The organism is Streptomyces sp. NPDC089799 (genome assembly GCF_040684755.1).
In the GTDB taxonomy this organism is placed as follows: domain Bacteria; phylum Actinomycetota; class Actinomycetes; order Streptomycetales; family Streptomycetaceae; genus Streptomyces.
In genome coordinates this window covers 15,815-42,240 of sequence record NZ_JBFBGR010000004.1, presented here as the reverse complement: position 1 = coordinate 42,240, position 26,426 = coordinate 15,815, and the positions used below count along the sequence as shown (strand labels likewise).

The window sequence follows — 26,426 nt, the reverse complement described above, 5'->3', positions numbered from 1 at the left end:
ACATCTGGGATGACCCTCTGCTTCCCGATGGGATCGGTGGGATCGGTGGGGTTCCGAACGGTCCGGAGCCGTTCGCTTCGGACCGGGTCCGGCCCGTGAACCCGGGCCTCCGGGGCGGCGGTTAGAGGTAGTCCTCCAGGCGGCCCACCGCGTAGCCCTTGTCCGTCACGGTCTTCATGACCTGACGAATCATGTCAGGCATGGTGCCCTTCCAGTCCTCCCGCCCCCGGAAGTGCGTGAGGATGATGTCGCCGGGGTGGACGTCCCGGTCCCACTCGCGGTAGTCCATCCGGTCGGGGAACACCTCCTCGTTCCACAGCGGAACGTGCTTGATGCCGCAGGACGCGGCCGCGCGCAGGGTGTCGTCGTTGTAGTTGCCGTACGGCGGGCGGAACACCGTCGGGCGCTTGCCGAAGCGCTTCTGGATGTTGTCCTGCTGGCCGCAGATCTCCTGCCGCTGCTTCTCGTAGGAGAGGGCCGGCATGTAGCGGTGGTTCAGCGTGTGGTTGTTCAGGGTGACGCCCGCCGCCTGCATCTCCTTGAAGTACGGGTAGTTGTCCCGCACCAGGTAGTCGCTGAGGAACGCGGTGTAGGGGATGTCGAGTTCCTTCATCATGCGGAGGAACTCGGGGTCCTTCTCGGCGCCGTCGTCGATGGTGAGGAAGACGACCTTCTCCTCGGTGGGGATGGTGGTGAACACCGGAGGCAGGCCCTCGTGGTCGTCGACCTCGAAGCCCTCGCGGGTCTCGATCTCCGGCTTGTGCTTCGGGGCGGCCGGGGCGATCAGCGGCGGCTTGGCGAGCCCCCACCTCTTCACCGCGGCGAGCCGGGCCATCTCCTTCTGCTTGGCCAGGGCCGCCTGGTTGCCGGGCGCGCCGGCGGCGCCGGCCTCGCTGCCCGCCTTCGGCTTCCCCGGCTTGGTCGGGGTCTTGTCCGCCTCGGACGAGCCGCAGGCGGTGCCCAGGGCGGCAACCAGCAGCGCGGCCAGCGCCACCCCGAACCGACCGCGCGAACCCACGCCACGACGGGCATTTTGTTCCTTTTTTCCTACTAGCTGCATAGCTTGGCATATTGTCAGCAGCCGGTACGACGCCCCGGCCGACACCACGGCCCGACCCCGCACCTTCCATCGACTGGCGCACAATGAGCCGGTGAACCAGCACGATTTCGCCGCCCTGCTCACCCCCGGGGGCCGCGCCCTCCTCGACTCGCTGCGCGACTACGACCCCGCCCGGGAGCTCGCCGTCGCCACCCGGCTGCGCCGCGAGCACCCGGCCGAGCTGGTGTCCGCGGCACTCGGGCAGGCCCGGCTGCGGCAGCGCGCGGTGGCGAAGTTCGGCGCCGAGGACGCGTACCGCATGTACTTCACGCCCGGCGGGGTCGAGATGGCCACCCGGGCGAGCGTGGCGGCGTACCGCGCGGAGCGGTTCGCCGCGCTCGGCGTCCGCCGCCTCGCCGACCTGTGCTGCGGCATCGGCGGGGACGCGATCGCCCTGGCCCGGGCCGGCATCGAGGTCCTGGCCGTGGACCGCGACCCGCTGACCGCCGCGGTCGCCCGCGCCAACGCCGCGGCGCTCGGGCTGGAGGGGCTGATCGAGGTCCGGGAGGCGGACGTGACGGAGGTCGACCTCACCGGCTTCGACGCCGTCTTCCTCGACCCGGCCCGGCGCGGCGGCAGGGGCCGCACCTTCGACCCCGAGGCGTACTCACCACCGCTGTCCTGGGCCGTGCGGGCCGCCCGTACGACGCGCTGCGCGGCGATCAAGACGGCTCCCGGAATCCCGCACGAGGCCGTCCCCGCCGAGGCGGAGGCCGAGTGGATCTCCGACCAGGGGGACGTGAAGGAGGCTGTGCTGTGGTTCGGCACCACCCCCGGCGCGTTCCGGTCCACCCTGCTGCCCGGCCCGCACTCGCTGTGCCCCCCGCGGACGCTGCCCGACCCCGAGCCCGGTCCGGTCGGGCGCTGGCTCTACGAGCCCGACGGCGCGGTGATCCGCGCCCACCTGGTCTCCGAGGTCGCGGCCGGCCTCGACGGCGGGCGGCTGATCGACCCGACCATCGCCTACGTCACCGCCGACGAGCTGCGTCCCACCCCGTACGCGACGGCGTACGAGATCTCCGACGTGCTCCCGTTCAACCTGAAGAAGCTCAAGGCGCTGCTGCGCGAGCGCGAGGTCGGGGTGCTGACCGTGAAGAAGCGGGGCTCGGCGATCGAGCCGGAGGAGCTCCGCCGGAAGGTGAAGCCGCAGGGGCGGAACGCGGCGACCGTGTTCCTGACCCGGGTGGCCGGCGCACCGGCCATGCTCATCGGCTCGCCTGCTCCGGCGACTGCTCCTGCGCCCGGTCCGGCTCCGGCTCCGGCTCCGGCTCCGGACTCTGAGGCCGGGTCTGACTCCGGGTCTGACTCCGGGACTGGGACCGGGACCGGGACTGCGCCCGGCTCCGATCCGGCTTCCGGGACGGCCCGCTGAAGGCGCGCCGAGCCCACCGGTAGTGGGTGACCGCCTTGCCGGCACCCAGCAGGCCCGTGATCCACAGGATCACGCCGACGCCCATCGCGTACGCGATCTCGCCGTACGTCGCCCCGCCCGGGCCGAACCCGGCCGCCGCGCCGAAGGTCACCCACAGGCCCATCGCGCCCATCGCGCAGGAGCTCACCAGCCAGCCCAGGCTCCGGCCCGGGGCGCGCAGCCGGGCCTCGGTGGCGGGGTCCGGCACGGCGGCCTCCGCTCCCGCCCACGCGCGCAGCCGGAGCCGCACCTCGCGGTCCCGCCGCACGCCCCACAGGCACCAGAACCCGGCCGGCACCAGCACACCGAGCCCGAGCACGGCGAAGACCCCGCCGATCAGCGCCTCCAGGGCGCCGCCCTGCTCCTCGAAGGCCATCAGGGCCATCCCGAGGAAGGACCAGCCCAGGGCGAAGACCGCGGCGACGGTCCACAGGAGCAGCAGCCGTCCGAGCCCGAGGCTCTGCCGCGCCAGCTCCACCGGGTGGCCGACCCGCTGCTCCCGCAGCGCGTCCTCGTTCGGCCGGGCGCGCAGCTGCGCGGGCGGCGACGGAGGAGGAAGATCACGGCGGGGCATGCGCATGACGATATCGGTCCCGGCGGGGTGGAACGGCGGCCTCCCCCGGGACGGCCGCGGATCGGCGGCCCGGGGCGCCGCGGGGGCCCCGGGGCCGGGGGACGGGGTGTTCAGGACACCGACTCGAAGCGCCAGCGGTGCACCGGACGGGTGATCAGGTCGGCTGCGGGTTCGGGCAGTTCGGGAAGGTCGGCGGCCAGGTCGGCGGCCTCCCACCAGGTGATGACCAGGACCCGGTCCTGCGGGGCGCGCAGCAGCTCGCGGCGCAGCGGCTCCTGCGCCAGGGTCTGCGCACGGGCCCATTCCAGCAGTTCGCCGCCCCGCCCGGTGACCGCCCGGGCCTCCCACATCAACGCGACGGTGATGCTCACGAGTACAGGTTGTCCTTGCTGAGTTCGTGCAGGTGGTCGTGATCGTGGGCATGGCCGTGACCGTGGCCGTGGCCGTGATCGTGGCCGTGCGCGTGCGAGGTGCCCGGCACGTGCGGGTCGGTGACGGGCAGCGAGGAGTCCGCGGACAGGTCCCAGTCCGAGGCCGCCCGGTTCCGCGCCACCATCTCCGCGCCCAGCGCGGCCACCATCGCGCCGTTGTCCGTGCACAGCTTGGGCCGCGGCACCCGCAGCGTGATCCCCGCCGCGTCGCAGCGCTCCTGCGCCAGTGCCCGGAGCCGGGAGTTCGCGGCCACGCCGCCGCCGATCATCAGGTGGTCGACGCCCTCGTCCTTGCAGGCGCGGACGGCCTTGCGGGTCAGCACGTCCACCACGGCCTCCTGGAAGGAGGCGGCCACGTCGCGCACCGGCACCTCCTCGCCCGCGTTGCGCTTGGCCTCGATCCAGCGCGCCACGGCCGTCTTCAGCCCGGAGAAGGAGAAGTCGTACGCCGCGTCACGCGGCCCGGTCAGCCCGCGCGGGAAGTGGATCGCCGCCGGGTCGCCCTCCTTCGCGAGCCGGTCGATGACCGGACCGCCGGGGAAGCCCAGGTTCAGCACGCGCGCGATCTTGTCGAAGGCCTCGCCCGCGGCGTCGTCGATGGTCGCGCCGAGCGGCCGTACGTCGCTGGTGATGTCCGGCGCCAGCAGCAGGGAGGAGTGCCCGCCGGACACCAGCAGGGCCATGGTGGGCTCCGGCAGCTTGCCGTGCTCCAGCTGGTCCACGCAGATGTGCGAGGCGAGGTGGTTCACCCCGTAGAGCGGCTTGCCCAGCGCGTAGGCGTACGCCTTGGCCGCCGAGGTGCCGACCAGCAGGGCGCCGGCCAGACCGGGCCCGGCCGTCACCGCGATGCCGTCCAGGTCCCGGGCGCTGACCCCGGCTTCCTTCAGTGCGCGTTCGATGGTCGGGACCATCGCCTCCAGGTGCGCGCGCGAGGCGACCTCGGGCACCACGCCGCCGAACCGGGCGTGCTCGTCGACGCTCGACGCGATCGCGTCCGCGAGCAGGGTGGTGCCGCGGACGATGCCGACGCCGGTCTCGTCGCAGGAGGTTTCGATGCCGAGGACGAGGGGTTCGTCAGCCATGGTTCTCACTTCGCACAGGAAACGGAGTTTGCAGGGTCACTGAGGCGCATCACCAGCGCGTCGACGTTGCCGGGCTGGTAGTAGCCGCGCCGGAAGCCGATGGGTTCAAAGCCGAAGCGCTCGTACAGCTTCTGGGCGCGGGTGTTGTCCACCCGCACCTCCAGCAGCACCTCGGCGCACTCGAACGCGGACGCGGCCCGCAGCAGGTCGGTGAGCAGCCGGGCGCCGAGCCCGGTGCCCCACTGGTCGCGGGCGGCCGCGATGGTCTGTACGTCGGCCAGGTCGCCGGCGACGGCCAGCCCGGCGTAGCCCACGAGGCGGCCGTCGGCCGGATCTTCGGCGACCACGTAGTGACGGGTGGCGTGCGGGCCGCGGGCGTGGGCCAGCTCGGACCAGAACATGCCGGCGGACCAGGCGTCCTCGGGGAAGAGGCCGTGTTCCAGTTCCAGCACCGGTTCGATGTCCCACCAGCGCATCTCGCGCAGGACGGCCGTCGACGCTGCCGGCATTCCCATCACTCCCGTCACTCCCGTCACTTCGGGGTGACCACCTTGTAGTTCTTCGGCACCTGCGCGTCGGGCCGGCGCAGGTACAGCGGGACTGGCGGCAGGAACCCGGTGGACTCCTCCCCGGCGGCCAGCCGTTCCGCGGCGAGGGAGGCCAGGGCGGCAGCGGACTGGTGCTCGGGGCCGCGCGCGTCCGGGAAGACCTCCGGGTAGAGCAGGGCGCCCGCGCCCACCGCCGGCAGGCCCGCCACCCGGTCGGCGATCTCGGCCGGCCGGTCCACCGCGGGCTCCCCGACGCGCGTGTGCGGGTCCTCGTAACGGGCCCAGTAGACCTCCTTGCGCCGGGCGTCGGTGGCGACCACGAAGGGGCCCTCGACGCCCTCGGCCCCGGCGGCGTACGCGAGGCCGTCGAGCGTGCACAGGCCGTACACCGGGACGCCGAGCACGGAGGCGAAGGTGGTCGCGGTGACCAGGCCGACCCGCAGGCCGGTGTAGGGGCCCGGGCCGGTGCCCACGACGATGCCGGTCACGGCGTCGAGCGAGACCCCCGCCTCGGCGAGCACCGCGTCGACGGAGGGCAGCAGCAGCTCCCCGTGGCGGCGGGCGTCCACCTGGTCGGCGGCGGCGAGGACGGACGTGCCGTCGTGGAGGGCGACGGTGACGGCGGGCGTGGCGGTATCTACTGCGAGCAAGAGCACGCGAACAGCCTACGGCCGAAGGGACGGGCGGCGGCGCCCGCCCGTTGCGGGCCGGATCCGCGGGGCCCCTGCTGTACCTTCGTCCCAGGTCGGGTGGATGCCCGAATGCAGGACCGAATGCAGGACCATCGTGCGACCCGAGGGGCACGGCCGGGCACCGGCCGGCCGCGGGGACGATGGCACGGGACACCGGGGTAGCCGGGGAAGGTGGAGCAAGGTGGCACGCAGCAGCTCGGGAATCGTGGCCGGGCTCACGGCGCTGGCTCTGGGCGCCGTCGGCTTCCTCGCCTACCAGGCGTCGGCGAGCGCTCCGGAGCGGAAGCCGGCCGCGGTCGGGCAGCCCGGCCCGCCCGCCCCCAAGGGGCCCGCCCCGGCGGCTGACCCCGCCAAGCCGCTGCCCGTGCCGGCCGATTCCGGCGCCGGCAAGCGGGTGGTCTACTCGGTGGGCCTGAAGCGGGTCTGGCTGGTGGAGGCCACGGAAGGGCCCGCCGCCACGGCCGCCCCGGGCGCCCAGCCGCGCACCTTCGCGGTGGTGCCGAGCACGGTGCACCCGAAGCCGGGCGGCTACGTGGTCACCTCGCGCTCGGGCGCGGTCACCGGCACGGACGGCGTGCCGGTGGAGCACGTCGTACGGTTCACCAGCGCGGAGGGCGTGGTGATCGGCTTCAGCGCCCGGGTGGACGGCTCGCTGCCGGCTCCGGACGCGAAGAAGAAGGCCGGCGGCATCCGCATGGGCCGGGCGGACGGCGACGCCGTGTGGGCGTTCGCGACGATCAGCACGAAGGTGGTCGTCGTCCCCTAGTCCGCCGGGGCACCGAGAGCGCCGGGAGCACCGACAGCCCCGAGGGCGTGACCCGTCCGGGCCCGCGGCCCGCCGGAGCTCCGGCCCCGACGGCCGACGGCCGACGGCCGGCGGCCGCGGCCGCGCCGATATCACCCGTACGGAGGACAGCGCGTCCGCCCGCAACACCCCCGGCCGGGGCGCCACGCGGCCCCGACGGGCCCCGCACGGCCGAACGGGACGCACGGCGGAGGGACTTCAGCGGGGGGACTCCGGCGCGGGGACCTTCACCTCTCACCCGGCCGGGCCCGGCGTGCGACCGGGAGGGGGGCGGAGGGAGCGGTCAGGCCGCCTCGGACTCCGGGCCGGTGTCGACGCCCGCGGCGCCTTCCTCCCCGGCTCCGGCGCGCTGTGCCGCCGGCGGCGGTGTGGACACCGCGCTCGCGGCGGCGCAGGAGGCGAGCAGCGCCTGCATGGTCAGGCCGAAGGGGACGAGGGCGGGGCCGGACGTGCGCGGGGTGCCGCCGTGATCCGCTGCGGACGTGGCCGACATGGCTGCCTCCTGACACCCGGGTACGCCGAAGTTAGGTAGCCCTAACCGACTCTCGGTACCATGTCACCACGCAGCGCGTCGCGTGCGCAACACCTTGCCGACGAGTTGTCGGTATCTCTACCCGTCCACCCGTTCGGCCAACCGATCGGCCAACCGACCGGTTGCCCGGGCGCACCCCCGGCACGGGCCGGCCCCGTCGGGCGGCCGCCCGAGCCGGACCGGCCGCCCGCTCCGGGCCGCCCGGCACGGGCCATCCGCCTCAGGCCGTCCCGGTCAGCGCCTTCAGCTGCTCCGCGTCCCAGCGGGCGCCCACGCCCCGCACCGAGACCTCTCGGACGTCGTCGAGCACCTCCTCGTGGCCCACCGCACGCGCGATCACCACGTGCAGCCGGTCTTCGGACAGGTCCTCGACCCGGCCGTCGCCCCACTCGACCACGACCACCGACTCGGGCAGCGAGACGTCGAGGTCCAGGTCCTCCATCTCGTCGAGCCCGCCGCCGAGCCGGTACGCGTCCACGTGCACCAGCGCCGGACCGCCCGACAGGGAGGGGTGGACCCGGGCGATCACGAAGGTCGGCGAGGTCACGGCCCCGCGCACCCCCAGCCCCTCGCCCAGACCCCGGGTCAGCGTGGTCTTCCCGGCACCGAGCTCGCCGGTGAGCAGGACGAGATCGCCGGGGCGCAGCAGCGCCGCGATGCGTCGGCCCAGGTCCTGCATGCGCTCGGGGGAATCGACGGTGACGGAGACGACGGCCTCACCGGCCTGGCTGTGCACTGCTTCCATGCGAACCAACGGTAGTGGCTGCGGGCAGCACCCCGGCGCGGGCCATGAGGTCGAGCAGCGCACCGGTCACGGTCTCCGGGCGCTCCAGCATGAGCAGGTGACCGGTGTTCTCCAGTACCAGCAGGTCCGCCCCGGGCAGTGCGGCCGCGATGGCCTCGCCGTGCGCCGGCGGGGTGATCATGTCCTTGTCCCCGGCGACCACGGTCACCGGGACCCGCTCGAAGTGCCGCAGCGCCGCGGTCTTGTCGTGGACCTGGAAGGCCGGGTAGAACTCCGCGACCACGTCGATGGGCGTGGCCTCGATGAGCCGCTCGGCGAACCGCGCCACGCCCGGGTCGACGTCCCGCGACCCGAAGGAGTACCGCTTGATCATCCCGGCGAAGAGGTCGGCGGTGGCCCGGCGGCCCCGCTCCACCAGCTCCACCTGGGACCCGAGTGCGCGCAGCACCCCCGGCAGCACCCGGCGCACCGCCGTGATCCCGGCGGCCGGCAGTCCGTACGTGACCTGGTCGAGCCCGCCGCTGGACGTGCCGGCCAGCAGCACGCCGAGCACCCGGTCCCGGACCAGCTCCGGGAACTGCTCCGCCAGCGCCATGATCGTCATACCGCCCATGGAGTGGCCGACGAGGACCAGCGGGCCCTCGGGCGCGGCGGCGTCCAGGACGGCCTTGAGGTCCCGGCCCAGCAGGTCGATGGTGACCGGCTCGCCGTCGGCCTGGCCCAGTCCCCGGTCGGAGCGGCCGTGGCTGCGCTGGTCCCAGTAGACGGCCCGGGCGACCCCGCGCAGCGCGGCGCGCTGGAAGTGCCAGGAGTCCTGGCCGAGGCAGTAGCCGTGGCAGAACACCACGGTGACACCCGTCGCGGCGGGCCGCCGCAGCGTGCGCCGGCGCTTGCCCTCCGCCGGGAGCTCGTCGACCTCGAAGTGGAGCGCGGTGCCGTCCTCGGCGCGGGTGGTGCCCTCCCGCCCGCGCAGGGAGCCGTAGGGGCCGGCGGCGTCGAGGGCCACCCGCGCCTGCCGGCGCACGCCCCGGCCCACGGTGAGCCGTTCGACCGCGACGCCCGCCGCCGCGCCCGCCGCCATCACGCCGAGCGCGGCTCCGGCCCAGCCGGCCCTGCGCCAGTTCTCGCTCACGCCCGCACCGCCCGTCCCGCCGTTCCGCTCACCGGTCGCGGTGCACCCGGCCGGGACCCACGGTGTCTCACCCGCCCAGGTACACCCGGGGCACCCGTGCCCCGATACGGGTGACGATCTCATACGCGATGGTGTCCGCGGCCTGCGCCCAGTCCTCGGCGGTGGGTTCGCCGTGCTCCCCGGAGCCGAACAGCACCGCCTCGTCGCCGACCCGTACGCCGTGCCCGGTGCTCTGCCCGAGGTCCACGACGAACTGGTCCATGGCCATCCGGCCCGCCACGGTCCGCACCGAGCCGCCGAGCAGGACCGGGCCGCGGCCGGAGGCGTGCCGCGGGAGGCCGTCGGCGTACCCGGCGGGGATGAGCGCGAGGGCGGTCTCGCCGGCGGTGGTGTGGTGGTGGCCGTAGCTGACGCCGTGCCCGGCGGGCACCGTCTTCACCAGTGCCACGCTCGCCTTGAGGCTCATCGCAGGCCGCAGGCCGAGCCGCTCGGGGGTGCCGACTTCGGGCGCCGGGGACACGCCGTAGACGGCGATGCCGGGCCGGACGAGGTCGAAGTGGGTCTCGGGGAGGGTCAGCGTGGCCGGCGAGTTGGCCATGTGCCGGACCTCGGGGTCGGCCCCCTCCTTCTCGGCGTACGCCACCATCTCGCGGAACAGGTCGAGCTGCCGCTGGATGGAGGGGTGGCCGGGCTCGTCGGCACAGGCGAAGTGCGACCACAGCCCGCTGACCTGGACGGTGCCCTCGGCCTGGGCGGCGACGGCCGCGCCGACGAGCTCGGCCCAGTCGGCGGGCTGAGCGCCGTTCCGGCCGAGTCCGGTGTCGGCCTTGAGGTGGATCCGGGCAGCGCGGCCGGCTGTGCGGGCCGCCGCGATGACCTCCTCCAGAGCCCACATGCCGCTGACGGATACGTCGATGTCCTGCTCGATGGCCTGCTGCCAGGGCCCGCCGGGGGTCCACAGCCAGCACAGCATCCGGCCGTCGATGCCGGCCTCGCGCAGCTCGAACGCCTCGTCCGGCGTGGCCGTGCCGAGCCAGGTCGCGCCGGCCTCCCGTGCCGCCCGGGCGCAGGGCACGGCCCCGTGTCCGTAGCCGTCGGCTTTGACGACGGCCATCAGTTCGGCACGGGCCGCACGCGCGCGCAGGGCGCGCACGTTCTCCCGAACGGCGTCAAGATCGATCTCGGCGTACACGCGCGGTCTCGTATTCATCGCGGCCAGTCTCTCAGACACCGCCCGGCGGGCCTCGCCCGAACACCGGGGTGGCCGCTGCTTCCGTCATGTCGGGCGGGGACGGGACCGGCCGCCCGTGCCATCGGCCCCCGCGTCACCGGCCCCCCGTGACCGCGCGCCACGCCCCGGGGACGGCCAGGGCGATCTCGTGGGCGGTGACGGGGGCTCCGCGCGCGGCGAGACCGCCGGCGCGGCCGTGCAGGTGGGCCGCCACCGAGGCGGCGTCCAGGGCGGACAGGCCCGCCGCCAGCAGCGAGCCCGCCAGACCGGACAGGACGTCACCACTGCCCGCCGTCGCCAACCATGACGAACCGGTGGAATTCACCCGGACCGGGCTCACCTCCGCCTCAGGGCTCACCTCAGGGCTCACGGCCGGGCTCACGGCCGGGTCGGCGACCAGGGTCGTCGACCCCTTCAGCAGCACCGTCGCCCCGAACCGGTCCGCCAGTTCGCGGACCGACCGCAGGCGCGCCGCCTCCACCGCCGCGCGCGGGACCCCGAGCAGGGCCGCGGCCTCGCCCGCGTGCGGGGTCAGCAGGGTCGGCGCGGTACGGGCGCGGACCGCCTCCGGGGTGAGCCCGCGCAGGCCGTCGGCGTCCACCAGCAGGGGTACGTCGTCCGCCGGCAGCGGGGGACGCTCGGCGCCCACGCCCGGCCCCAGCACCCACGCCTGGACCCGGCCGGTGCCGATCAGCACCTCCGGGTAGCGGGCCAGCACCCCGGCCGCCGCCGGCCCGGCGTAGCGGACGGCGCCCGCACCGCCCCGCAGCGCCCCCGCGACGGTGAGCACCGCCGCACCCGGGTACTGCGCGGAGCCGGCGAGCAGGCCCACCACCCCGCGCCGGTACTTGTCGCTGTCCGCCGTCGGCACGGGCAGCAGCGCGCCCGCGTCCGCGCCGTCGAGGGACTCCACCGCAGGCCGACCGCGCAGCACCGGCCCCAGCCCGATGTCCACCAGGTGCACCTCGCCGGCCCGGGAGGCGCCCGGGTCGACCAGCAGGCCCGGCTTGTACGTGCCGAAGGTGACGGTGACGTCGGCGGTGACGGCGGCGCCCGCCACCTCGCCGGTGTCCGCGTCGACCCCGCTGGGCAGGTCCACGGCCACCACCGCGGCACCCCGGGGGATCCGCGCCACCAGGTCCGCCGCGGCCGGCCGCAGCCCGCCGCGGCCGCCGATGCCGACCAGGCCGTCCAGCACCAGGTCGGCCCGGCCCGGCACCGTGTCCACGACCCGGCCGCCGGCCCGCAGCAGGGCGGCCAGGCCGCCGCCGTGCACCCGGTCCGGGTCCATCGGCACGGCCCGTACCCCGGCGCCGCGCCGGGCCAGCCGGGCCCCGGCGTACAGGGCGTCGCCGCCGTTGTCCCCGGCCCCGACCAGCAGCACGACCCGGGCCCCGGACACCTTGCCGGCCACCCGGCCGAGCAGCCGGGCGCAGTGGGCCGCCAGCCCGGCCGCGGCCCGCTGCATCAGGGCACCCTCCGGCAGCGCGGCCATCAGCTCGCGCTCGGCGGCCCGTACGTCCTCCACGCGGTGAGCGGTGCGCACGGTCTCAGCCCTCCGCGATCACCACGGCGGACGCCACCCCGGCGTCATGACTGAGCGAGACGTGCCAGGAGGCGACCCCCAGCTCCTCGGCCCGGGCCGCGACCGTGCCCCGCACGCGCAGCCGGGGCCGCCCGGTGTCCTCGACGTAGACCTCCACGTCGGTCCACAGCAGTCCCGGCGGCGCGCCGAGCGCCTTGGCGAGCGCCTCCTTGGCGGCGAACCGCGCGGCGAGCGAGGCGGTACCGCGCCGCTCGCCGCTCGGCAGCATCAACTCCGCTTCGACGAAGAGGCGTCGGGCCATGCCGGGCGTGCGCGCCAGCGCCGCCCCGAACCGCTCGATCTCCGCAACGTCGATGCCCACCCCGATGATCACGATCCGCAGCCCCTCGTCCCGGTCGTCCCGGCCCCGCCGGCCGTCCCGCTCATTCCACCGTCACGCTCATTCCACCGTCACGGACTTGGCGAGGTTACGCGGCTGGTCCACCTCGTTGCCGCGGGCCGTGGCCAGTTCGCACGCGAACACCTGCAGCGGCACGGTCGCCACCAGCGGCTGGAGCAGCGTCGGCGTGGCCGGGATGCGGATCAGGTGGTCGGCGTACGGGGCCACCGCCTCGTCGCCCTCCTCCGCGATCACGATCGTCCGGGCACCCCGCGCCCGGATCTCCTGGATGTTCGAGACGATCTTGTCGTGCAGGACGGAGCGCCCGCGCGGCGAGGGCACCACGACCACCACCGGCAGGTCGTCCTCGATCAGCGCGATCGGCCCGTGCTTCAGCTCGCCCGCCGCGAAGCCCTCGGCGTGCATGTACGCCAGCTCCTTGAGCTTGAGCGCGCCCTCCAGGGCCACCGGGTAGCCCACGTGCCGGCCGAGGAACAGCACGGTGTTCTTGTGCGAGAGGGACCGGGCCAGGGCCCGCACCGGCTCCATCGTCTCCAGCACGATGTCCACCGCGGCGGCGATGTCCGACAGTTCGCGGATCACCGCCCGGATCTCGTCGCCCCACGTGGTGCCGCGCACCTGGCCCAGGTACAGCGCGACCAGGTAGCAGGCCACCAGCTGGGTCAGGAACGCCTTGGTGGACGCGACCGCGACCTCCGGGCCGGCGTGCGTGTACAGCACGGCGTCCGACTCCCGGGGGATGGTCGAGCCGTTGGTGTTGCAGATGGCGAGGACCCTGGCGCCCTGCTCGCGGGCGTGCCGGAGCGCCATCAGGGTGTCCATGGTCTCCCCGGACTGGGAGATGGCGATCACCAGGGTGCGCCGGTCCAGGATCGGGTCGCGGTAACGGAACTCGCTGGCCAGCTCGGTCTCGCAGGGGATGCGGGTCCAGTGCTCGATGGCCAGCTTGGCGATCATGCCCGCGTGGTACGCCGTACCGCAGGCCACGATCACGACCTTGTCGACCTCCCGCAGCACCGAGTCGGGGATGCGCACCTCGTCGAGCGTCAGCGAACCGCTCACGTCGATCCGGCCAAGCAGGGTGTCGGCGACGGCCTTGGGCTGCTCGGCGATCTCCTTGAGCATGAAGTAGTCGTAACCGCCCTTCTCGGCGGCCGAGGCGTCCCAGTCCACGTGGTACGCGCGCACCACGGCGGGCGTGCCGTCGAAGTTGGTCACCGTGACCGCGTCCCGGCGGAGTTCGACGACCTGGTCCTGCCCCAGCTCGATCGCGGCCCGGGTGTGCGCGATGAAGGCGGCGACATCGGACGCGAGGAAGTTCTCGCCCTCGCCGACGCCCACCACCAGCGGGGAGTTGCGCCGTGCGCCGACCACCGCGTCGGGTTCGCCGGCGTGCACCGCGACCAGCGTGAACGCGCCCTCCAGCCGGCGGCATACCTGCCGCATGGACTCGGCGAGGTCCCCGGTGGAGGAGAAGGACTCCCCCAGCAGATGGGCGACGACCTCGGTGTCGGTCTCGGACTCCATGCGGTGGCCGCGCCCGGCGAGCTCCTCGCGCAGCGCCGCGAAGTTCTCGATGATGCCGTTGTGGACGACCGACACCCGGCCCGAGTTGTCGAGGTGGGGGTGGGCGTTGACGTCGGTCGGCCCGCCGTGGGTGGCCCACCGGGTGTGCCCGATGCCCGTCGACCCGGACGGCAGCGGATGCGAGACGAGCTCCTTCTCCAGGTTGACCAGCTTCCCGGCCTTCTTGGCGGTCGCCAGCCCGCCGTCGGCGACCACCGCGACCCCGGCAGAGTCGTAACCGCGGTACTCCAGGCGCCTGAGCCCCGCGATGACCACATCGAGCGCGGACTGCGCTCCTACGTATCCGACGATTCCACACATAGTCGGCAGCGTACGCCGCACCGGCCGCCCCGTCCGGTAGCCGAACAAGACGAAAAACCCCGCACCGGCGAAATGGCCGGAACGGGGTTGACGCACTTTCAGCCCTACTGCGGGCCGAGCTTCTTGACCCGGGCGCCGACGGGCACCTCGGGCGGCCGGCCCGTGGGACCGGCCGAGGTACGGACGCCGCCGGGCCGGACGGCGCCGCCGGGCCGGACGCGCTCGCGCCCGTCCCGGCGGCCGCTCATCAGCCGAGCTTCTTGACCTGGGCGTCGATGACGGCCGTCGGCTGGTCGGCCTTGCCGCCCAGGTTGAGGGCGGCGAAGGTGGCGAGGGTGTTGCCCTTGCGGACGACCACCAGCTGGGTGGTGATCGGGGTGCCGTCGCCGTCGAGGGTGATGGTGTAGGAGGCCGCCTCGTCACCGGCGGAGACCGCCGCGCCCGGCGCGACGGCGGTGACCTTGGTGGGCTCGCCGGCCTGGGTGGCGGTGTAGCCGCCGGCGCAGGCCGTGCCCGCCGCCTTGACCGAAGCGAACGCCTCCTCGGCGCCCTTGGCGTCGTACGAGGTGAGGGTGATGGCGGTCATGTTGGTGGAGCCGAGCGCCTCCAGTCCGGCCTTCAGCTTGTCCTCCGGCGACGCGCCCGGGTCCGTGCTCTTGCCGGCGCTGCCGCCCGCCGCCTTGGTGCGTGCGGAACCGGACGGCGTGCCCAGCACCCCGAACGACTGGGCCTGGACGAGCGGCTTGCACTCGGCCTTGTCGGACGTCGACGCGAGACCCGCGGCAGCCTCCGCCGGGGTGGCCGGCTTGACCGCGTGGTCCTTCACGTCGCCCTCGGCCAGCAGGAGCGGGGTCAGCTCGGCGTCCGTCTTGCCCTTGGCCGCGGCGGCGGCCGGGGCGGAGGACGACGCGGCGGACGGCTTGGCGTCCGCCGTCTTGTCCTCGGACTTTCCGCAGGCCGTGCCCAGCAGGGCCAGAGAGACGGCGGTGGAGGCGATGACGGAACGACGGACGAAGGTGCTGCGCACGGAGGATCCCCCAGAGAGTGGTGCGGTGACTGCCCGGCCGGGCGCGACCGCCGCCACACAGGGCACAGCGCGCTCACAGGAACCGGATGATCGCAATCTACGGCCCCGGCACCGGCCCGCCCAACGGAATTCCGTGATCGTGACGGGGGTGATACAGCCCCTGCCCCCAATCGAGATCATTTTCTGTACAACCCTCGGCGGAGTCGGCCGGAACCGGTGCCCACGTGACGGAACCCACCACCCGCGGCCGACCCACGGCCCCACCGGAACGCGGACAATGGCCTTGTGATCACTTCGCCGCCACGAAGCGCACCCGGCAGCCGGTCGTCCCGGTCCGCCGATGTCTCGCCCTACGTCGACCTCACCCGCGCCGAGTGGAGCGCCCTGCGCGAGCGGACCCCCCTGCCGCTCACCGCCGAGGAGGTCGAGCGACTGCGCGGCCTGGGCGACGTCATCGACCTCGACGAGGTCCGCGACATCTACCTGCCGCTGTCCCGGCTGCTCAACCTGTACGTGGGCGCCACCGCCCAGCTCCGCGCCACCCTGAACACCTTCCTCGGGGACCCCGACGGAGGGGGCCACGGCACCCAGCCCGGCACCCCCTTCGTCATAGGCGTCGCCGGATCGGTCGCGGTCGGCAAGTCCACCGTGGCCCGGCTGCTGCAGGCCCTGCTCGCCCGCTGGCCCGAGCACCCCCGGGTGGAGCGGATCACCACCGACGGCTTCCTCTACCCGATGGCCGAGCTCAAGGAGCGCGGGCTCACCTCCCGCAAGGGCTTCCCCGAGTCCTACGACCGGCGCGCGCTCACCCGTTTCGTCGCGGACATCAAGTCCGGCAAGGACGAGGTCACCGCCCCCGTCTACTCCCACCTGATCTACGACCGGGTGCCGGGTGAACAGCTCGTCGTACGCCGCCCGGACATCCTGATCGTCGAGGGGCTGAACGTGCTCCAGCCGGCCCTGCCCGGCAAGGACGGCCGGACCCGGGTCGGCCTCGCCGACTACTTCGACTTCAGCGTGTACGTGGACGCGCGCCCGGAGGACATCGAGCGCTGGTACCTCAACCGGTTCCGGAAGCTCCGCGCGACCGCCTTCCAGAACCCCCACTCCTACTTCCGGAAGTACACCCAGGTGTCCGAGGAGGAGGCCCTGGAGTACGCGCAGACGATGTGGCGCACCATCAACCGGCCCAACCTGCTGGAGAACGTCGCCCCGACCCGCGGCCGCGCCAACCTCATCGTCCGCAAGGGGCCGGACCACAAGGTGCAGAAGCTGAGCCTGCGCAAGCTCTAGCACCCGCGTGCGTATCGTGCGCACATGCTGCATCTGAGGCTGATCACCCCGCCCGACCGGACGGAAGCCGTGGTCGAGGCCATCGGGTCCACCGTGGGCACCACCCATCTGGTGGTGCTCCCGGGGGCCGCCCGGGAACCGCGGGGCGACCTGGTGCTGTGCGACGTGGCGCGGGAGGCCGGTGACCGGCTCCTGCACGAGCTCCGGCAGCTGGACATCGACAAGGACGGCTCGATCGCGGTCGAGAACATCGACCTGTCCCTGTCGAAGCGCGCCGATGAGGCCGAGGAGGAGGCCCCCGGCGAACCGGCGGACGCGGTGATCTGGGAGCAGCTCGCCGAGGCCACCCACGAGGAGTCCACCCTCACCATCACCTACGCCGCGTTCATGATCGTGGCCACGATGATCGCGGCCTGCGGCGTGGTGCTCGACAACGCGGTCCTGATCGTGGGCGCCATGGCCGTCGGCCCCGAGTTCGGGCCGGTCGCGGGGGTGTGCACCGCCGTGGTGGAGCGCCGCCCGAGGCTGGCCTCGCGGTCGCTGGCCGCGCTGCTGATCGGGTTCGGTGCCGCCATCGTGGCGACCACCCTGTTCAGCCTGGTCATGGACGGGCTCGGGCTGTTCCGGGAGGAGATGCTGGAGAACCCGCGCCCGAACACCAGCTTCATCTGGAACCCGGACCCGTTCTCCTTCGTGGTGGCCGTGCTCGCGGGGATCGCCGGAATGCTCTCCCTGACCTCGGCGAAGTCCGGGGCCCTGGTCGGCGTCGCCATCTCGGTGACCACCGTCCCGGCCGGCGCCAACGCGGCCGTCGCCCTCAGCTACGGCGACTTCTCCCAGATGTGGGGGTCGACGGTGCAGCTCCTGGTCAACCTGGGCGGGATCATGGTCGCCGGGGTGCTGACCCTGTACGGCTGGAAGGCCCTGTGGTCCACCCAGCGCGGCCGATGGAAGCGGCCCGTGCCCCGGCGCTGAGCCGGGGCACGGGCCGCTCCCCGTGTCCGTCGTGCCGGGGCCTAGCCCAGCGCGGACTTGACCGCGTCCGCGAGCCGGCCGGCCACCGCGCGGGCCTGCTCGATGTCCGCGGCCTCGACCATCACCCGTACGAGCGGCTCGGTGCCGGACGGACGGAGCAGCACCCGGCCGGTGGTGCCGAGCTCGCGCTCCGCGTCGGCCACGGCCGCGGCCAGCTCGGCCGAGGTGCCGACCCGGGACTTGTCCACGTCCGGGACGTTGATCAGGACCTGCGGCAGCCGCTCCATGACGCCCGCCAGCTCGGCCAGCGAACGGCCGGTCGCGGCGACCCGGGCGGCCAGCATCAGGCCGGTGAGGGTGCCGTCGCCGGTGGTGGCGTGGTCCAGGATGATCACGTGGCCGGACTGCTCGCCGCCGAGCGCGTAGCCGTGCTCCTTCATCGACTCCAGCACGTAGCGGTCGCCGACACCGGTCTGCACGACCTCGATGCCCTCGGCCTCCATCGCCAGCTTGAAGCCGAGGTTGGACATGACGGTGGCGACCACGGTGTTCCCGCGCAGCTGCCCGGACTCGCGCATGGCGAGGGCCAGCACGGCGAGGATCTGGTCGCCGTCGATCTCGTTCCCGGCGCCGTCCACGGCCAGGCAGCGGTCGGCGTCGCCGTCGTGCGCGATGCCGAAGGCGGCACCGTGCTCGACCACGGCCCGCTTGAGCAGGTCCAGGTGGGTGGAGCCGCAGCCGTCGTTGATGTTGAGGCCGTCCGGCTCGGCACCGATGGTGACGACCTCGGCCCCGGCCCGCGCGAAGGCTTCCGGGGAGACCCGGGCGGCCGCGCCGTGGGCCTCGTCGAGGACGATCTTCAGGCCGTCGAGACGGTTGGGGAGGACCGCGATGAGGTGCGCGATGTACTTGTCGAAGCCCTCGTCGTAGTCGCTGACCCGGCCGACTCCGGCGCCGGTCGGGCGCTCCCACGGGGCACCGGTGCGGTGCTCCGTGTACACGGACTCGATCGCGTCCTCCAGCTCGTCGGCGAGCTTGTGACCGCCGCGCGCGAAGAACTTGATGCCGTTGTCGGGCATGGCGTTGTGGCTGGCGGAGAGCATCACGCCGAGGTCGGCACCCAGCGCACCGGTGAGATACGCCACCGCCGGGGTGGGCAGCACACCGACGCGCAGGACGTCCACGCCCGCGCTGGCCAGGCCGGCGACGACCGCGGCTTCGAGGAATTCGCCCGAAGCGCGGGGATCGCGGCCGACCACGGCGGTCGGCCGGTGCCCCTCGAAGCTGCCCGCTTCCGCGAGCACGTGGGCGGCCGCCACGGAGAGGCCGAGCGCCAGCTCAGCCGTCAGATCCGCGTTGGCTACACCGCGTACACCGTCCGTTCCGAAGAGTCGTCCCACTTTTGTCCTCCGAGTTCGCGCTGGGTACTTCTTTGTACGTGACCGCGTGTGACAGGTATGTGCCGCGGGGGGCGGTAAACGAACCGCCCCGGCAGCACAGAGCGTGCCGCCGGGGCGGATTCGTGCAGAGCAGCAGGCAGATTAACGCTTGCTGTACTGCGGAGCCTTACGGGCCTTCTTGAGACCGGCCTTCTTGCGCTCGACCGCACGGTCGTCGCGGGAGAGGAAGCCGGCCTTCTTCAGCGCCGGGCGGTTGTTGTCCACGTCCGCCTCGTTCAGCGCACGGGCCACGCCGAGGCGCAGGGCGCCGGCCTGGCCGGACACGCCGCCACCCGCGATGCGGGCGATGACGTCGTAGCGGTTGTCGAGCTCGAGCACCTTGAAGGGCTCGTTGACTTCCTGCTGGTGCACCTTGTTCGGGAAGTAGTCCTCAAGGGTGCGACCGTTGATCTTCCACTTGCCGGTGCCCGGAACGATCCGGACGCGGGCGATGGCGTTCTTGCGGCGGCCCAGGCCGGCGGCCGGCTGCGGGTCACCGAAGCGCGAGGCGACGGACTCGGAGGTGTAGTCGCCCTCGACAACGGACTCGGTGGTGTACTCCTCGACGCCCTCGAACTCGTCGACGGGGGTCTCGGGGGTGGTCTCGGCCACGATGCTCCTCAGATTCTGTTTCGTCTTAGGGGGTGGCCGGAATTACTGCGCGACCTGGGTGATCTCGAACGGCACCGGCTGCTGGGCAGCGTGCGGGTGCTGGTCGCCCGAGTAGACCTTCAGCTTCGAGAGCATCTGACGGCCCAGGGTGTTCTTGGGGAGCATGCCCTTGACGGCCTTCTCCACGGCCTTCTCCGGGTTGTCCTGGAGGAGGTCGTTGTAGCGGACCGCACGGAGACCACCCGGGTAACCGGAGTGGCGGTACGCCATCTTCTGCTCGCGCTTGTTGCCGGACAGGTGAACCTTGTCGGCGTTGACGATGATGACGAAGTCGCCCATGTCCATGTGGGGGGCGTAGGTCGGCTTGTGCTTGCCCCGGAGGAGGGCAGCGGCCTGGGTCGCCAGACGGCCGAGGACGACGTCCTGGGCGTCAATGACGAGCCACTGGCGCGAGATGTCGCCGGGCTTGGGGCTGTACGTACGCACGGTTCGTAGCCTTCGCTTCTTCAGTGATGGGTCCTGACAGGTCACCACGGACGATCACGACAGCCCTGGTGCACTCCGGGGACGCAACCCGTGTGTACCGCTGGTCATCGGCCCGGTGGACCGGCGTAAGGGCCCTTTCACGTGAGAATGAGCAAGCCAATACGCATAACGAACCAGCAGAATACCCGTGCTGCCCCGGACGGGTCAAAACGCGGGGCGAGATCCCGCTTCCGGGAGCTCGCCCGCGGACCTCTGCGGAGGCGCGGATCCTGCCGTTCGTACGGTCCCCAGGGTACTCCGGGTCCGGTCCGCGCACGCGCGCATCAGTGCCACCGCGAGCACGCAGAGGGTGAAGCAGTCCTTGAACGCCCGCCGCTCCCGGTCGAAGTACCAGTTCCACGGCATGCCGGTCACCTGGGGCACCAGAGCCGCCCAGAACCAGGGCGAACGGGCCCCGGAACCGGGCCGGACCACGGAGGCCAGCAGCAGCGGGAGCACCACGAGCAGGTAGTGGTCGAAGGACGGCCGGGACACCAGAAATGCGGCGAGCATCACCATGCAGGCCGTCTCGGCCAGCCGCAGCGCCCCGTCGGCCCCGCCCGCGCCGGCGTCCCCGCCCGGCCCCTCCGGTCGCGTCCAGCGCCGCCACGCGGCCCACAGGCCGGCCGCCGCGAGCACCCCGGCGAGCCCCGCCGCGAGCGCCGTCGGCACCCCCAGCCGCGGCAGCACCGCCACCGGCGAGGCGTCCCAGACCAGCGCGTACGCGTCCTGGCCGCGCAGCAGGAACGGCAGGGTCTTGGTGAAGAACAGGCCGGGGGCGGGCATCAGCAGCGCCCCCGCCAGCGAGAGCGCCACCGGCACCAGCACGGCCGCGGCCAGCCCCCGCCACTGCCGGGCCAGCAGGAACAGCAGCCCCACCGGCACCAGCATCGGCTTGGCGGCGATCGCCAGACCGACCACGGCGCCCGCCGCGAGCCAGCGGTTCCGGTGGGCCAGCAGCAGGGCGGCGGGCAGCGCTGCCGCCGAGACCGCGGTCCAGTTCCCCAGCGTCACCAGGTTCTCGTACGGCTTGAAACCGATGGCCAGGGCCGCAAAGCCGACCAGGGCGAAGCGGGACCGCGCAGGCACCCCGAACAGCCGCAGGGCGCACCACCAGCCGAAGGCCAGCAGCGCGGTCACGGCCACCGGCAGCACCCAGCGCAGCACCCCGGTGGGCAGCAGCGCCTGCGGCACGGCCAGCAGCACCGCGCTCGGCAGGTACAGGAACCGCTTGTCCTCGTACGGGGAGCCGCCCGCGAGCAGCGTGTCGGCGGCCTTCACGACGAAGGCGTTGTCGGAGCCCCAGTTGGACTTCAGGCTCGCGTGCACGCAGACCCCGAGGACCACGGCCAGCGAAAGGGCCCGCCACCCCCGTGCGGCCGGCCGGAGCAGCCACTCCAGCAGGGCGTGCCCCTTCCCGGCCACGTCCGGCCCCACCACAGCCACTCCCCCGTCCGGCCGGCCTACCTGGCCCGCTCGACCCGCCGCTCGTCCCACACCGGCTCGGTGGTCTCCCGCACGATCCCGTCCGAGCCGAACACCAGGTACCGGTCGAAGCTGCGGGCGAACCAGCGGTCGTGGGTGACGCACAGCACGGTGCCGTCGTAGGACTCCAGGCCGTCCTGGAGCGCCTCCGCGGACTCCAGGTCCAGGTTGTCCGTGGGCTCGTCCAGCAGCAGCGCCGTGGTGCCGGCCAGCTCCAGCAGCAGGATCTGGAAGCGGGCCTGCTGGCCGCCGGAGAGCTTCTCGAAGGGCTGCTCGCCCTGGCGCTCCAGCTCGTAGCGGCGCAGGGCCCCCATCGCCTGTCCCAGGGGCTTGGCCGCCTCCGTCCACAGGATGTCGACGAGGGTCTTGCCGAACAGCTCCGGGTGCGCGTGGGTCTGCGCGAAGTGGCCCGGGACCACCCGTGCGCCCAGCTTCCAGTTCCCGGTGTGCGCCACGTCCTCACCTGCGAGCAGCCGCAGGAAGTGCGACTTGCCGGAGCCGTTCGAGCCGAGCACCGCGACCCGCTCCCCGTAGAAGACCTCCAGGGAGAACGGCTTCATCAGCCCCGTGAGCTCCAGGTTCTCCACGGTCAGCGCGCGCACGCCGGTCCGCCCGCCCTTGAGCCGCATCGTGATGTCCTGCTCGCGCGGCGGCTCCGGCGGCGGCCCGGCCTCCTCGAACTTCTGGAAGCGGGTCTGCATGGCCCGGTAGCGCGAGGCCATGTCGGGGCTGGAGGCGGCCTGGTTGCGCAGCCGCAGCACCAGGGCCTTCAGCCGGGCGTGCTCCTCGTCCCAGCGGCGCTTGAGCTCCTCGAAGCGCGCGAAGCGCTCCTTGCGCGCCTCGTGGTACGTCGCGAAACCGGCGCCGTGCACCCACACGTCGCTGCCCGTCGGGCTCGCCTCCAGGCTGATGATCTTCTCTGCGGCCTGGGTGAGCAGTTCCCGGTCGTGGCTGACGAAGAGGACCGTCTTGCGGGTGGCCTTCAGCTGCTCCTCCAGCCAGCGCTTGCCCGGGACGTCCAGGTAGTTGTCCGGCTCGTCGAGCAGCAGCACCTCGTCGGGGCCGCGCAGCAGCGCCTCCAGGACCAGCCGCTTCTGCTCACCGCCGGAGAGCGTGCGCACCTGGCGGAACTGCGCCTTGTCGTACGGGACCGCCAGCGCGGCCATGGTGCACACGTCCCACAGCGTCTCCGCCTCGTAGCCCTGGACGTCGGCCCAGTCGCTGAGCGCCTGCGCGTAGGCCATCTGCGCGGCCTCGTCGTCCACCGTCATGATCAGGTGCTCGGCGCGGTCCACGGCCTTGGCCGCCTCCCGGATGCGCGGGTGCGCCACCGAGACCAGCAAGTCGCGGATGGTGGTCTCGTCCCGGACCGAACCGATGAACTGGGACATCACGCCGAGGCCGCCGCTGACGGTGACGCCGCCGCCGTGCGGCTGCAGCTCGCCGGACAGCAGCTTCAGCAGGGTGGTCTTGCCGGCGCCGTTGGCCCCCACCAGGGCGACGACGGCCCCTTCGCCCACCCGGAAGGAGACGTCGGGGAGCAGCACCCGCCCGTCCGGAAGGTAGTACTCCAGATGGCCGGCTTCGAGATGTCCCATGCCGGGCATTGTGAGGGCCGGACCCGTCCCCGCCCAAACCGATTTCGATCCGGGCGGCAGCCGGTGACGGTCCCGCTGCCGCCGGTGACGGTCCCGGCCGCCCCCGGTGCCGGTTTCCGGCCGCCACCGGTCACGGTGCCGGTGGCCGCCGGTGCCGTGGCCGCCGGTGCCGGTTCAGCAGCAGCCGGGCGAGGGCTCGCGCCCCGGCAGGGTGCGGAGGTTGCGCGCCTGCCGGCTCCGCTCGGCCAGCAGCTCGTCGGCCGGGTAGCCGACCTCCTCCAGGGTCAGCCCGTGCGGCCGTACGACGTGCACCGAGGAGTCCCGGACGCCCGCGGCCAGCACCTTCCCGGGCCAGTCCACCGGCCGGTGCCCGTCGCCGACGTGCAGCAGGGCGCCCACCAGCGAGCGGACCATGTTGTGGCAGAAGGCGTCGGCCCGGACCGTCGCCGTGACGATGCCGTCCCCGTCCCGCTCCCAGCTCAGCTGCTGGAGGGTGCGGATGGTGGTGGCCCCCTCGCGCTTCTTGCAGTACGCCGCGAAGTCGTGCTCGCCGAGCAGCGCCCGGGACGCCTCGTTCATGGCGGCCACGTCCAGCGGCCAGTCGTGCCACAGCACGTGGCCCCGGAGCAGCGGGTCGACCCCGCCCTTGTGGTCGCCGACCCGATAGGCGTAGCGGCGCCAGATCGCCGAGAAGCGCGCGTTGAAGCCGGACGGGGCCTCGGCCACCCGCCACACCCGCACGTCGTGCGGGAGCCGGCCGGCGAGGCGGCGCATCAGCACCTCCCGGTGCTCGTCCCAGACGGCCTGCGCCAGATCCACGTGGGCCACCTGGCCGCGGGCGTGCACGCCCGCGTCGGTCCGCCCGGCTACCGTCAGCTCCACCGGGTACGGCAGCCGCATCACGGTCTGCAGGGCCGACTCCAGCTCGCCCTGTACGGTCCGCCGCGCGGTCTGCTTCGCCCAGCCGGAGAAGTCCTTGCCGTCGTACGACAGGTCCAGCCGCACCCGGACGTACCCGGGCTCCACCTCGTCACTCACCCGTTCATCCTCTCAAGTCGCGGACGGCATGCAGAACGGGCCCGCCCCCGCGAGGGGACGGACCCGTTCCATGCCTTACGGCTGCCGAGCCTTACGGCCGACCAGGGGGCGCTCAGGCCTCCTTGGTCTCCTCGGCCGGCGCCTCGGCGTCGGTGGCCTCGGCCTTGGCCTCGGCCTCCTTCACCGCACGCTTGGTGGCGGCCTCGGCCTCACCGGTGGCCTGCTGGGCCACGGTCAGCGCCTCGACCAGCTCGATGACGGCCATCGGAGCGTTGTCGCCACGACGGTTGCCGATCTTGGTGATGCGGGTGTAACCACCGGGGCGGTTCTCGTACCGCGGGGCGATCTCGGTGAAGAGCGTGTGGACGATGCCCTTGTCCGTGATCGTCTGCAGGACGAGGCGACGGTTGTGGATGTCGCCCTTCTTCGCCTTGGTGATCAGACGCTCGGCAACCGGGCGCAGGCGGCGGGCCTTGGCCTCGGTCGTGGTGATGCGGCCGTGCTCGAAGAGCGACTTCGCCAGGTTGGCGAGCAGCAGCTTCTCGTGGGCGGCGGAACCGCCGAGGCGGGCGCCCTTCGCGGGACGCGGCATGGTGATTCTCCTCGTGTCTGCACCGGCCGTGTCAGGTACCGGTGTCAGTCCCTACCGACGGTTGCCGGAGGGTGTGCGGGGCGCACCGGAGCGCGCCCCGCAAGTCTTGACTAGTACTGCTCGGTCTCGACGAAGCCGGCGTCGGCGTCGTCGTCCGCGCCGAACGCGTCGGCGGCGGCGGTCGGGTCGAACCCGGGCGGGCTGTCCTTCAGGGCCAGGCCCATGCCGGCCAGCTTCGCCTTGACCTCGTCGATCGACTTCGCACCGAAGTTGCGGATGTCGAGCAGGTCGGCCTCGGAGCGGGCGACGAGCTCACCCACGGAGTGGATGCCCTCGCGCTTGAGGCAGTTGTAGGAGCGGACCGTGAGCTCCAGCTCCTCGATCGGCAGCGCCAGGTCGGCGGCCAGGGCGGCGTCCGTCGGGGACGGGCCCATGTCGATGCCCTCGGCGTCGATGTTGAGCTCGCGGGCCAGACCGAACAGCTCGACCAGGGTCTTGCCGGCGGACGCCATGGCGTCGCGCGGGCGCATGGCCTGCTTGGTCTCGACGTCGACGATCAGCTTGTCGAAGTCGGTGCGCTGCTCGACTCGGGTCGCCTCGACCTTGTAGGTGACCTTGAGGACCGGGCTGTAGATGGAGTCGATCGGGATGCGGCCGATCTCCTGGCCCAGCTGCTTGTTCTGGACGGCGGAGACGTAGCCGCGACCGCGCTCGACGGTCAGCTCCATCTCCAGCTTGCCCTTGCCGTTGAGCGTGGCGAGGACCAGGTCCGGGTTGTGCACCTCGACACCGGCCGGGGGCGCGATGTCGGCAGCGGTGACCAGGCCGGGACCCTGCTTGCGCAGGTACATCACGACCGGCTCGTCGTGCTCCGAGGAGACGACCAGCTGCTTGATGTTGAGGATGATGTCGGTGACGTCTTCCTTGACACCGGGCACGGTGGTGAACTCGTGCAGGACGCCGTCCACGCGGATGCTGGTGACAGCGGCACCCGGGATCGAGGACAGGAGCGTACGGCGCAGGGAGTTGCCGAGGGTGTAGCCGAAGCCCGGCTCAAGCGGCTCGATCACGAACCGCGAGCGGTATTCGTCGACGACCTCTTCGGTCAGCGAAGGACGCTGAGCGATAAGCATGTCTTTTTCCTTCAGTCGTGGACGCCCACTATTTGACGCCCGACGGTGCCGCGCCGCAGCGCGGCGGTACCAGCAAGGGTACGGGCGGCACGCCCCGAAGGGGACGTACCGCCCGGAACCTCAGCTCAGTGCGTCGAAACGCGCTGCTCCGACCCGAGGGTCAGACGCGGCGGCGCTTCGGCGGACGGCAGCCGTTGTGCGGGGTGGGGGTGACGTCCTGGATGGAGCCGACCTCGAGGCCGGTGGCCTGCAGGGAGCGGATCGCGGTCTCGCGGCCGGAGCCCGGACCCTTGACGAAGACGTCAACCTTGCGCATGCCGTGCTCCTGCGCGCGGCGGGCGGCCGACTCGGCGGCCATCTGCGCGGCGAAGGGGGTGGACTTGCGCGAGCCCTTGAAGCCGACGTGGCCGGCGGAGGCCCAGGAGATCACGTTGCCGGACGGGTCCGTGATCGAGACGATGGTGTTGTTGAACGTGCTCTTGATGTGCGCGTGGCCGTGAGCGACGTTCTTCTTTTCCTTGCGGCGCACCTTCTTGGCAGCGCCCTGACGACCCTTGGGGGGCATCTAAATCTCCTACGGGAGGTGGTCGGTCC

Annotated in this window: 27 protein-coding genes; 4 read left to right on the top strand and 23 right to left on the bottom strand. The window is 73.0% G+C overall.

All coding sequences use genetic code 11. The features are described 5' to 3' along the window. Positions 1-121 precede the first annotated feature (121 nt). Positions 122-1,060 (bottom strand): polysaccharide deacetylase family protein, encoded by a 939-nt coding sequence (locus AB0O36_RS04830; RefSeq protein WP_365104083.1) that lies wholly within the window; start codon positions 1,058-1,060, stop codon positions 122-124. 91 nt (positions 1,061-1,151) lie between these two features. On the opposite strand from AB0O36_RS04830, the gene AB0O36_RS04825 reads away from it, so the two are divergent. Then, positions 1,152-2,471, top strand: a complete 1,320-nt coding sequence (locus tag AB0O36_RS04825; protein WP_365104081.1) for a class I SAM-dependent methyltransferase — start codon at positions 1,152-1,154, stop codon at positions 2,469-2,471. 723 nt (positions 2,472-3,194) lie between these two features. On the opposite strand, the gene AB0O36_RS04820 is transcribed toward AB0O36_RS04825, so the two are convergent. The 4 genes from AB0O36_RS04820 to tsaB are packed head-to-tail and all read right to left on the bottom strand — an operon-like array spanning position 3,195 to position 5,801. Next, the gene (locus AB0O36_RS04820; RefSeq protein WP_365104651.1) at positions 3,195-3,434 is read right to left on the bottom strand and encodes a hypothetical protein; all 240 of its coding nucleotides are present in this window, start codon (positions 3,432-3,434) and stop codon (positions 3,195-3,197) included. A 17-nt stretch (positions 3,435-3,451) separates the two neighbouring features. Next, the gene (gene tsaD, locus AB0O36_RS04815) at positions 3,452-4,597 is read right to left on the bottom strand and encodes a tRNA (adenosine(37)-N6)-threonylcarbamoyltransferase complex transferase subunit TsaD (RefSeq protein ID WP_365104078.1); all 1,146 of its coding nucleotides are present in this window, start codon (positions 4,595-4,597) and stop codon (positions 3,452-3,454) included. 5 nt (positions 4,598-4,602) lie between these two features. Continuing rightward, entirely contained in the window at positions 4,603-5,106 is a 504-nt protein-coding gene (rimI, locus tag AB0O36_RS04810) for a ribosomal protein S18-alanine N-acetyltransferase (protein ID WP_365104075.1), read from the bottom strand. A 23-nt stretch (positions 5,107-5,129) separates the two neighbouring features. Beyond that, positions 5,130-5,801 carry a tRNA (adenosine(37)-N6)-threonylcarbamoyltransferase complex dimerization subunit type 1 TsaB gene (gene tsaB, locus AB0O36_RS04805; RefSeq protein WP_365104073.1) on the bottom strand — a complete coding sequence of 224 codons (672 nt, stop codon included), beginning with the start codon at positions 5,799-5,801 and terminating at the stop codon, positions 5,130-5,132. Positions 5,802-6,018: 217 nt separating this feature from the next. Here tsaB and AB0O36_RS04800 point away from each other — a divergent pair, with 217 nt between their 5' ends. Continuing rightward, positions 6,019-6,603, top strand: a complete 585-nt coding sequence (locus AB0O36_RS04800; RefSeq protein ID WP_365104071.1) for a hypothetical protein — start codon at positions 6,019-6,021, stop codon at positions 6,601-6,603. A 322-nt stretch (positions 6,604-6,925) separates the two neighbouring features. Here the strand turns inward: AB0O36_RS04800 and AB0O36_RS04795 are convergent, their stop codons facing one another. The 9 genes from AB0O36_RS04795 to AB0O36_RS04755 all read right to left on the bottom strand — a co-directional run bounded on the left by AB0O36_RS04795 (position 6,926) and on the right by AB0O36_RS04755 (position 15,142). After that, positions 6,926-7,135: a hypothetical protein gene (locus tag AB0O36_RS04795; RefSeq protein WP_365104068.1), complete on the bottom strand. Its 210-nt coding sequence runs from the start codon at positions 7,133-7,135 to the stop codon at positions 6,926-6,928. Positions 7,136-7,394: 259 nt separating this feature from the next. Then, on the bottom strand, positions 7,395-7,919 hold the full coding sequence (gene tsaE, locus AB0O36_RS04790; RefSeq protein ID WP_365104065.1) for a tRNA (adenosine(37)-N6)-threonylcarbamoyltransferase complex ATPase subunit type 1 TsaE: 525 nt from the start codon (positions 7,917-7,919) through the stop codon (positions 7,395-7,397). Next, positions 7,891-9,000: an alpha/beta hydrolase gene (locus tag AB0O36_RS04785; protein ID WP_365104650.1), complete on the bottom strand. Its 1,110-nt coding sequence runs from the start codon at positions 8,998-9,000 to the stop codon at positions 7,891-7,893. Before AB0O36_RS04785 ends, tsaE begins: the two co-directional genes overlap by 29 nt. A gap of 118 nt (positions 9,001-9,118) precedes the next feature. After that, a complete protein-coding gene (gene alr / locus AB0O36_RS04780) occupies positions 9,119-10,261 on the bottom strand; it encodes an alanine racemase (RefSeq protein ID WP_365104063.1) in 1,143 nt (380 codons plus the stop codon). 115 nt (positions 10,262-10,376) lie between these two features. Beyond that, a complete protein-coding gene (locus AB0O36_RS04775) occupies positions 10,377-11,828 on the bottom strand; it encodes an NAD(P)H-hydrate dehydratase (protein ID WP_365104060.1) in 1,452 nt (483 codons plus the stop codon). Positions 11,829-11,832: 4 nt separating this feature from the next. Further along, positions 11,833-12,204 carry a holo-ACP synthase gene (locus AB0O36_RS04770; protein WP_365104647.1) on the bottom strand — a complete coding sequence of 124 codons (372 nt, stop codon included), beginning with the start codon at positions 12,202-12,204 and terminating at the stop codon, positions 11,833-11,835. A gap of 63 nt (positions 12,205-12,267) precedes the next feature. Further along, on the bottom strand, positions 12,268-14,115 hold the full coding sequence (gene glmS, locus AB0O36_RS04765) for a glutamine--fructose-6-phosphate transaminase (isomerizing) (protein ID WP_365104057.1): 1,848 nt from the start codon (positions 14,113-14,115) through the stop codon (positions 12,268-12,270). Positions 14,116-14,219: 104 nt separating this feature from the next. Further along, positions 14,220-14,363 (bottom strand): hypothetical protein, encoded by a 144-nt coding sequence (locus AB0O36_RS04760; RefSeq protein WP_365104055.1) that lies wholly within the window; start codon positions 14,361-14,363, stop codon positions 14,220-14,222. Next, positions 14,363-15,142, bottom strand: a complete 780-nt coding sequence (locus AB0O36_RS04755) for a hypothetical protein (RefSeq protein ID WP_365104052.1) — start codon at positions 15,140-15,142, stop codon at positions 14,363-14,365. Before AB0O36_RS04755 ends, AB0O36_RS04760 begins: the two co-directional genes overlap by 1 nt. A 285-nt stretch (positions 15,143-15,427) precedes the next feature. On the opposite strand from AB0O36_RS04755, the gene coaA reads away from it, so the two are divergent. Both coaA and AB0O36_RS04745 read left to right on the top strand, forming a co-directional pair. Continuing rightward, positions 15,428-16,435, top strand: a complete 1,008-nt coding sequence (gene coaA / locus AB0O36_RS04750) for a type I pantothenate kinase (RefSeq protein WP_365104050.1) — start codon at positions 15,428-15,430, stop codon at positions 16,433-16,435. Between the two features lie 24 nt (positions 16,436-16,459). Then, on the top strand, positions 16,460-17,410 hold the full coding sequence (locus AB0O36_RS04745; RefSeq protein ID WP_365104047.1) for a DUF389 domain-containing protein: 951 nt from the start codon (positions 16,460-16,462) through the stop codon (positions 17,408-17,410). Between the two features lie 41 nt (positions 17,411-17,451). Here AB0O36_RS04745 and glmM read toward each other — a convergent pair whose 3' ends face one another. From glmM to rpsK, 9 genes are all read right to left on the bottom strand, one after another. Continuing rightward, entirely contained in the window at positions 17,452-18,810 is a 1,359-nt protein-coding gene (gene glmM, locus AB0O36_RS04740; protein ID WP_365104044.1) for a phosphoglucosamine mutase, read from the bottom strand. Positions 18,811-18,951: 141 nt separating this feature from the next. After that, positions 18,952-19,461: a 30S ribosomal protein S9 gene (gene rpsI / locus AB0O36_RS04735; RefSeq protein ID WP_365104041.1), complete on the bottom strand. Its 510-nt coding sequence runs from the start codon at positions 19,459-19,461 to the stop codon at positions 18,952-18,954. Between the two features lie 42 nt (positions 19,462-19,503). Then, positions 19,504-19,947: a 50S ribosomal protein L13 gene (gene rplM / locus AB0O36_RS04730; RefSeq protein WP_365104038.1), complete on the bottom strand. Its 444-nt coding sequence runs from the start codon at positions 19,945-19,947 to the stop codon at positions 19,504-19,506. A 204-nt stretch (positions 19,948-20,151) separates the two neighbouring features. Next, on the bottom strand, positions 20,152-21,426 hold the full coding sequence (locus AB0O36_RS04725) for a glycosyltransferase family 87 protein (RefSeq protein ID WP_365104035.1): 1,275 nt from the start codon (positions 21,424-21,426) through the stop codon (positions 20,152-20,154). 23 nt (positions 21,427-21,449) lie between these two features. Then, the gene (locus AB0O36_RS04720) at positions 21,450-23,069 is read right to left on the bottom strand and encodes an ATP-binding cassette domain-containing protein (RefSeq protein ID WP_365104033.1); all 1,620 of its coding nucleotides are present in this window, start codon (positions 23,067-23,069) and stop codon (positions 21,450-21,452) included. 174 nt (positions 23,070-23,243) lie between these two features. Further along, the gene (gene truA, locus AB0O36_RS04715; RefSeq protein WP_365104031.1) at positions 23,244-24,107 is read right to left on the bottom strand and encodes a tRNA pseudouridine(38-40) synthase TruA; all 864 of its coding nucleotides are present in this window, start codon (positions 24,105-24,107) and stop codon (positions 23,244-23,246) included. 112 nt (positions 24,108-24,219) lie between these two features. After that, positions 24,220-24,699 (bottom strand): 50S ribosomal protein L17, encoded by a 480-nt coding sequence (rplQ, locus tag AB0O36_RS04710; protein ID WP_365104028.1) that lies wholly within the window; start codon positions 24,697-24,699, stop codon positions 24,220-24,222. A 110-nt stretch (positions 24,700-24,809) separates the two neighbouring features. Next, entirely contained in the window at positions 24,810-25,832 is a 1,023-nt protein-coding gene (locus AB0O36_RS04705; protein WP_008739666.1) for a DNA-directed RNA polymerase subunit alpha, read from the bottom strand. A gap of 160 nt (positions 25,833-25,992) precedes the next feature. Beyond that, a complete protein-coding gene (gene rpsK / locus AB0O36_RS04700) occupies positions 25,993-26,397 on the bottom strand; it encodes a 30S ribosomal protein S11 (RefSeq protein ID WP_003956432.1) in 405 nt (134 codons plus the stop codon). Between the last annotated feature and the right edge of the window lie 29 nt (positions 26,398-26,426).

Excerpts from the sequence above, each read along its gene's own strand:
- AB0O36_RS04830 (WP_365104083.1), bottom strand. The coding sequence starts at position 1,060 with ATGCAGCTAGTAGGAAAAAAGGAACAAAATGCCCGTCGTGGCGTGGGT.
- AB0O36_RS04820 (WP_365104651.1), bottom strand. The coding sequence starts at position 3,434 with ATGTGGGAGGCCCGGGCGGTCACCGGGCGGGGCGGCGAACTGCTGGAA.
- tsaD (WP_365104078.1), bottom strand. The coding sequence starts at position 4,597 with ATGGCTGACGAACCCCTCGTCCTCGGCATCGAAACCTCCTGCGACGAG.
- rimI (WP_365104075.1), bottom strand. The coding sequence starts at position 5,106 with ATGCCGGCAGCGTCGACGGCCGTCCTGCGCGAGATGCGCTGGTGGGAC.
- AB0O36_RS04795 (WP_365104068.1), bottom strand. The coding sequence starts at position 7,135 with ATGTCGGCCACGTCCGCAGCGGATCACGGCGGCACCCCGCGCACGTCC.
- tsaE (WP_365104065.1), bottom strand. The coding sequence starts at position 7,919 with ATGGAAGCAGTGCACAGCCAGGCCGGTGAGGCCGTCGTCTCCGTCACC.
- AB0O36_RS04785 (WP_365104650.1), bottom strand. The coding sequence starts at position 9,000 with ATGGCGGCGGGCGCGGCGGCGGGCGTCGCGGTCGAACGGCTCACCGTG.
- alr (WP_365104063.1), bottom strand. The coding sequence starts at position 10,261 with ATGAATACGAGACCGCGCGTGTACGCCGAGATCGATCTTGACGCCGTT.
- glmS (WP_365104057.1), bottom strand. The coding sequence starts at position 14,115 with ATGTGTGGAATCGTCGGATACGTAGGAGCGCAGTCCGCGCTCGATGTG.
- AB0O36_RS04760 (WP_365104055.1), bottom strand. The coding sequence starts at position 14,363 with ATGAGCGGCCGCCGGGACGGGCGCGAGCGCGTCCGGCCCGGCGGCGCC.
- AB0O36_RS04745 (WP_365104047.1), top strand. The coding sequence starts at position 16,460 with ATGCTGCATCTGAGGCTGATCACCCCGCCCGACCGGACGGAAGCCGTG.
- AB0O36_RS04720 (WP_365104033.1), bottom strand. The coding sequence starts at position 23,069 with ATGGGACATCTCGAAGCCGGCCATCTGGAGTACTACCTTCCGGACGGG.
- rplQ (WP_365104028.1), bottom strand. The coding sequence starts at position 24,699 with ATGCCGCGTCCCGCGAAGGGCGCCCGCCTCGGCGGTTCCGCCGCCCAC.
- AB0O36_RS04705 (WP_008739666.1), bottom strand. The coding sequence starts at position 25,832 with ATGCTTATCGCTCAGCGTCCTTCGCTGACCGAAGAGGTCGTCGACGAA.
- rpsK (WP_003956432.1), bottom strand. The coding sequence starts at position 26,397 with ATGCCCCCCAAGGGTCGTCAGGGCGCTGCCAAGAAGGTGCGCCGCAAG.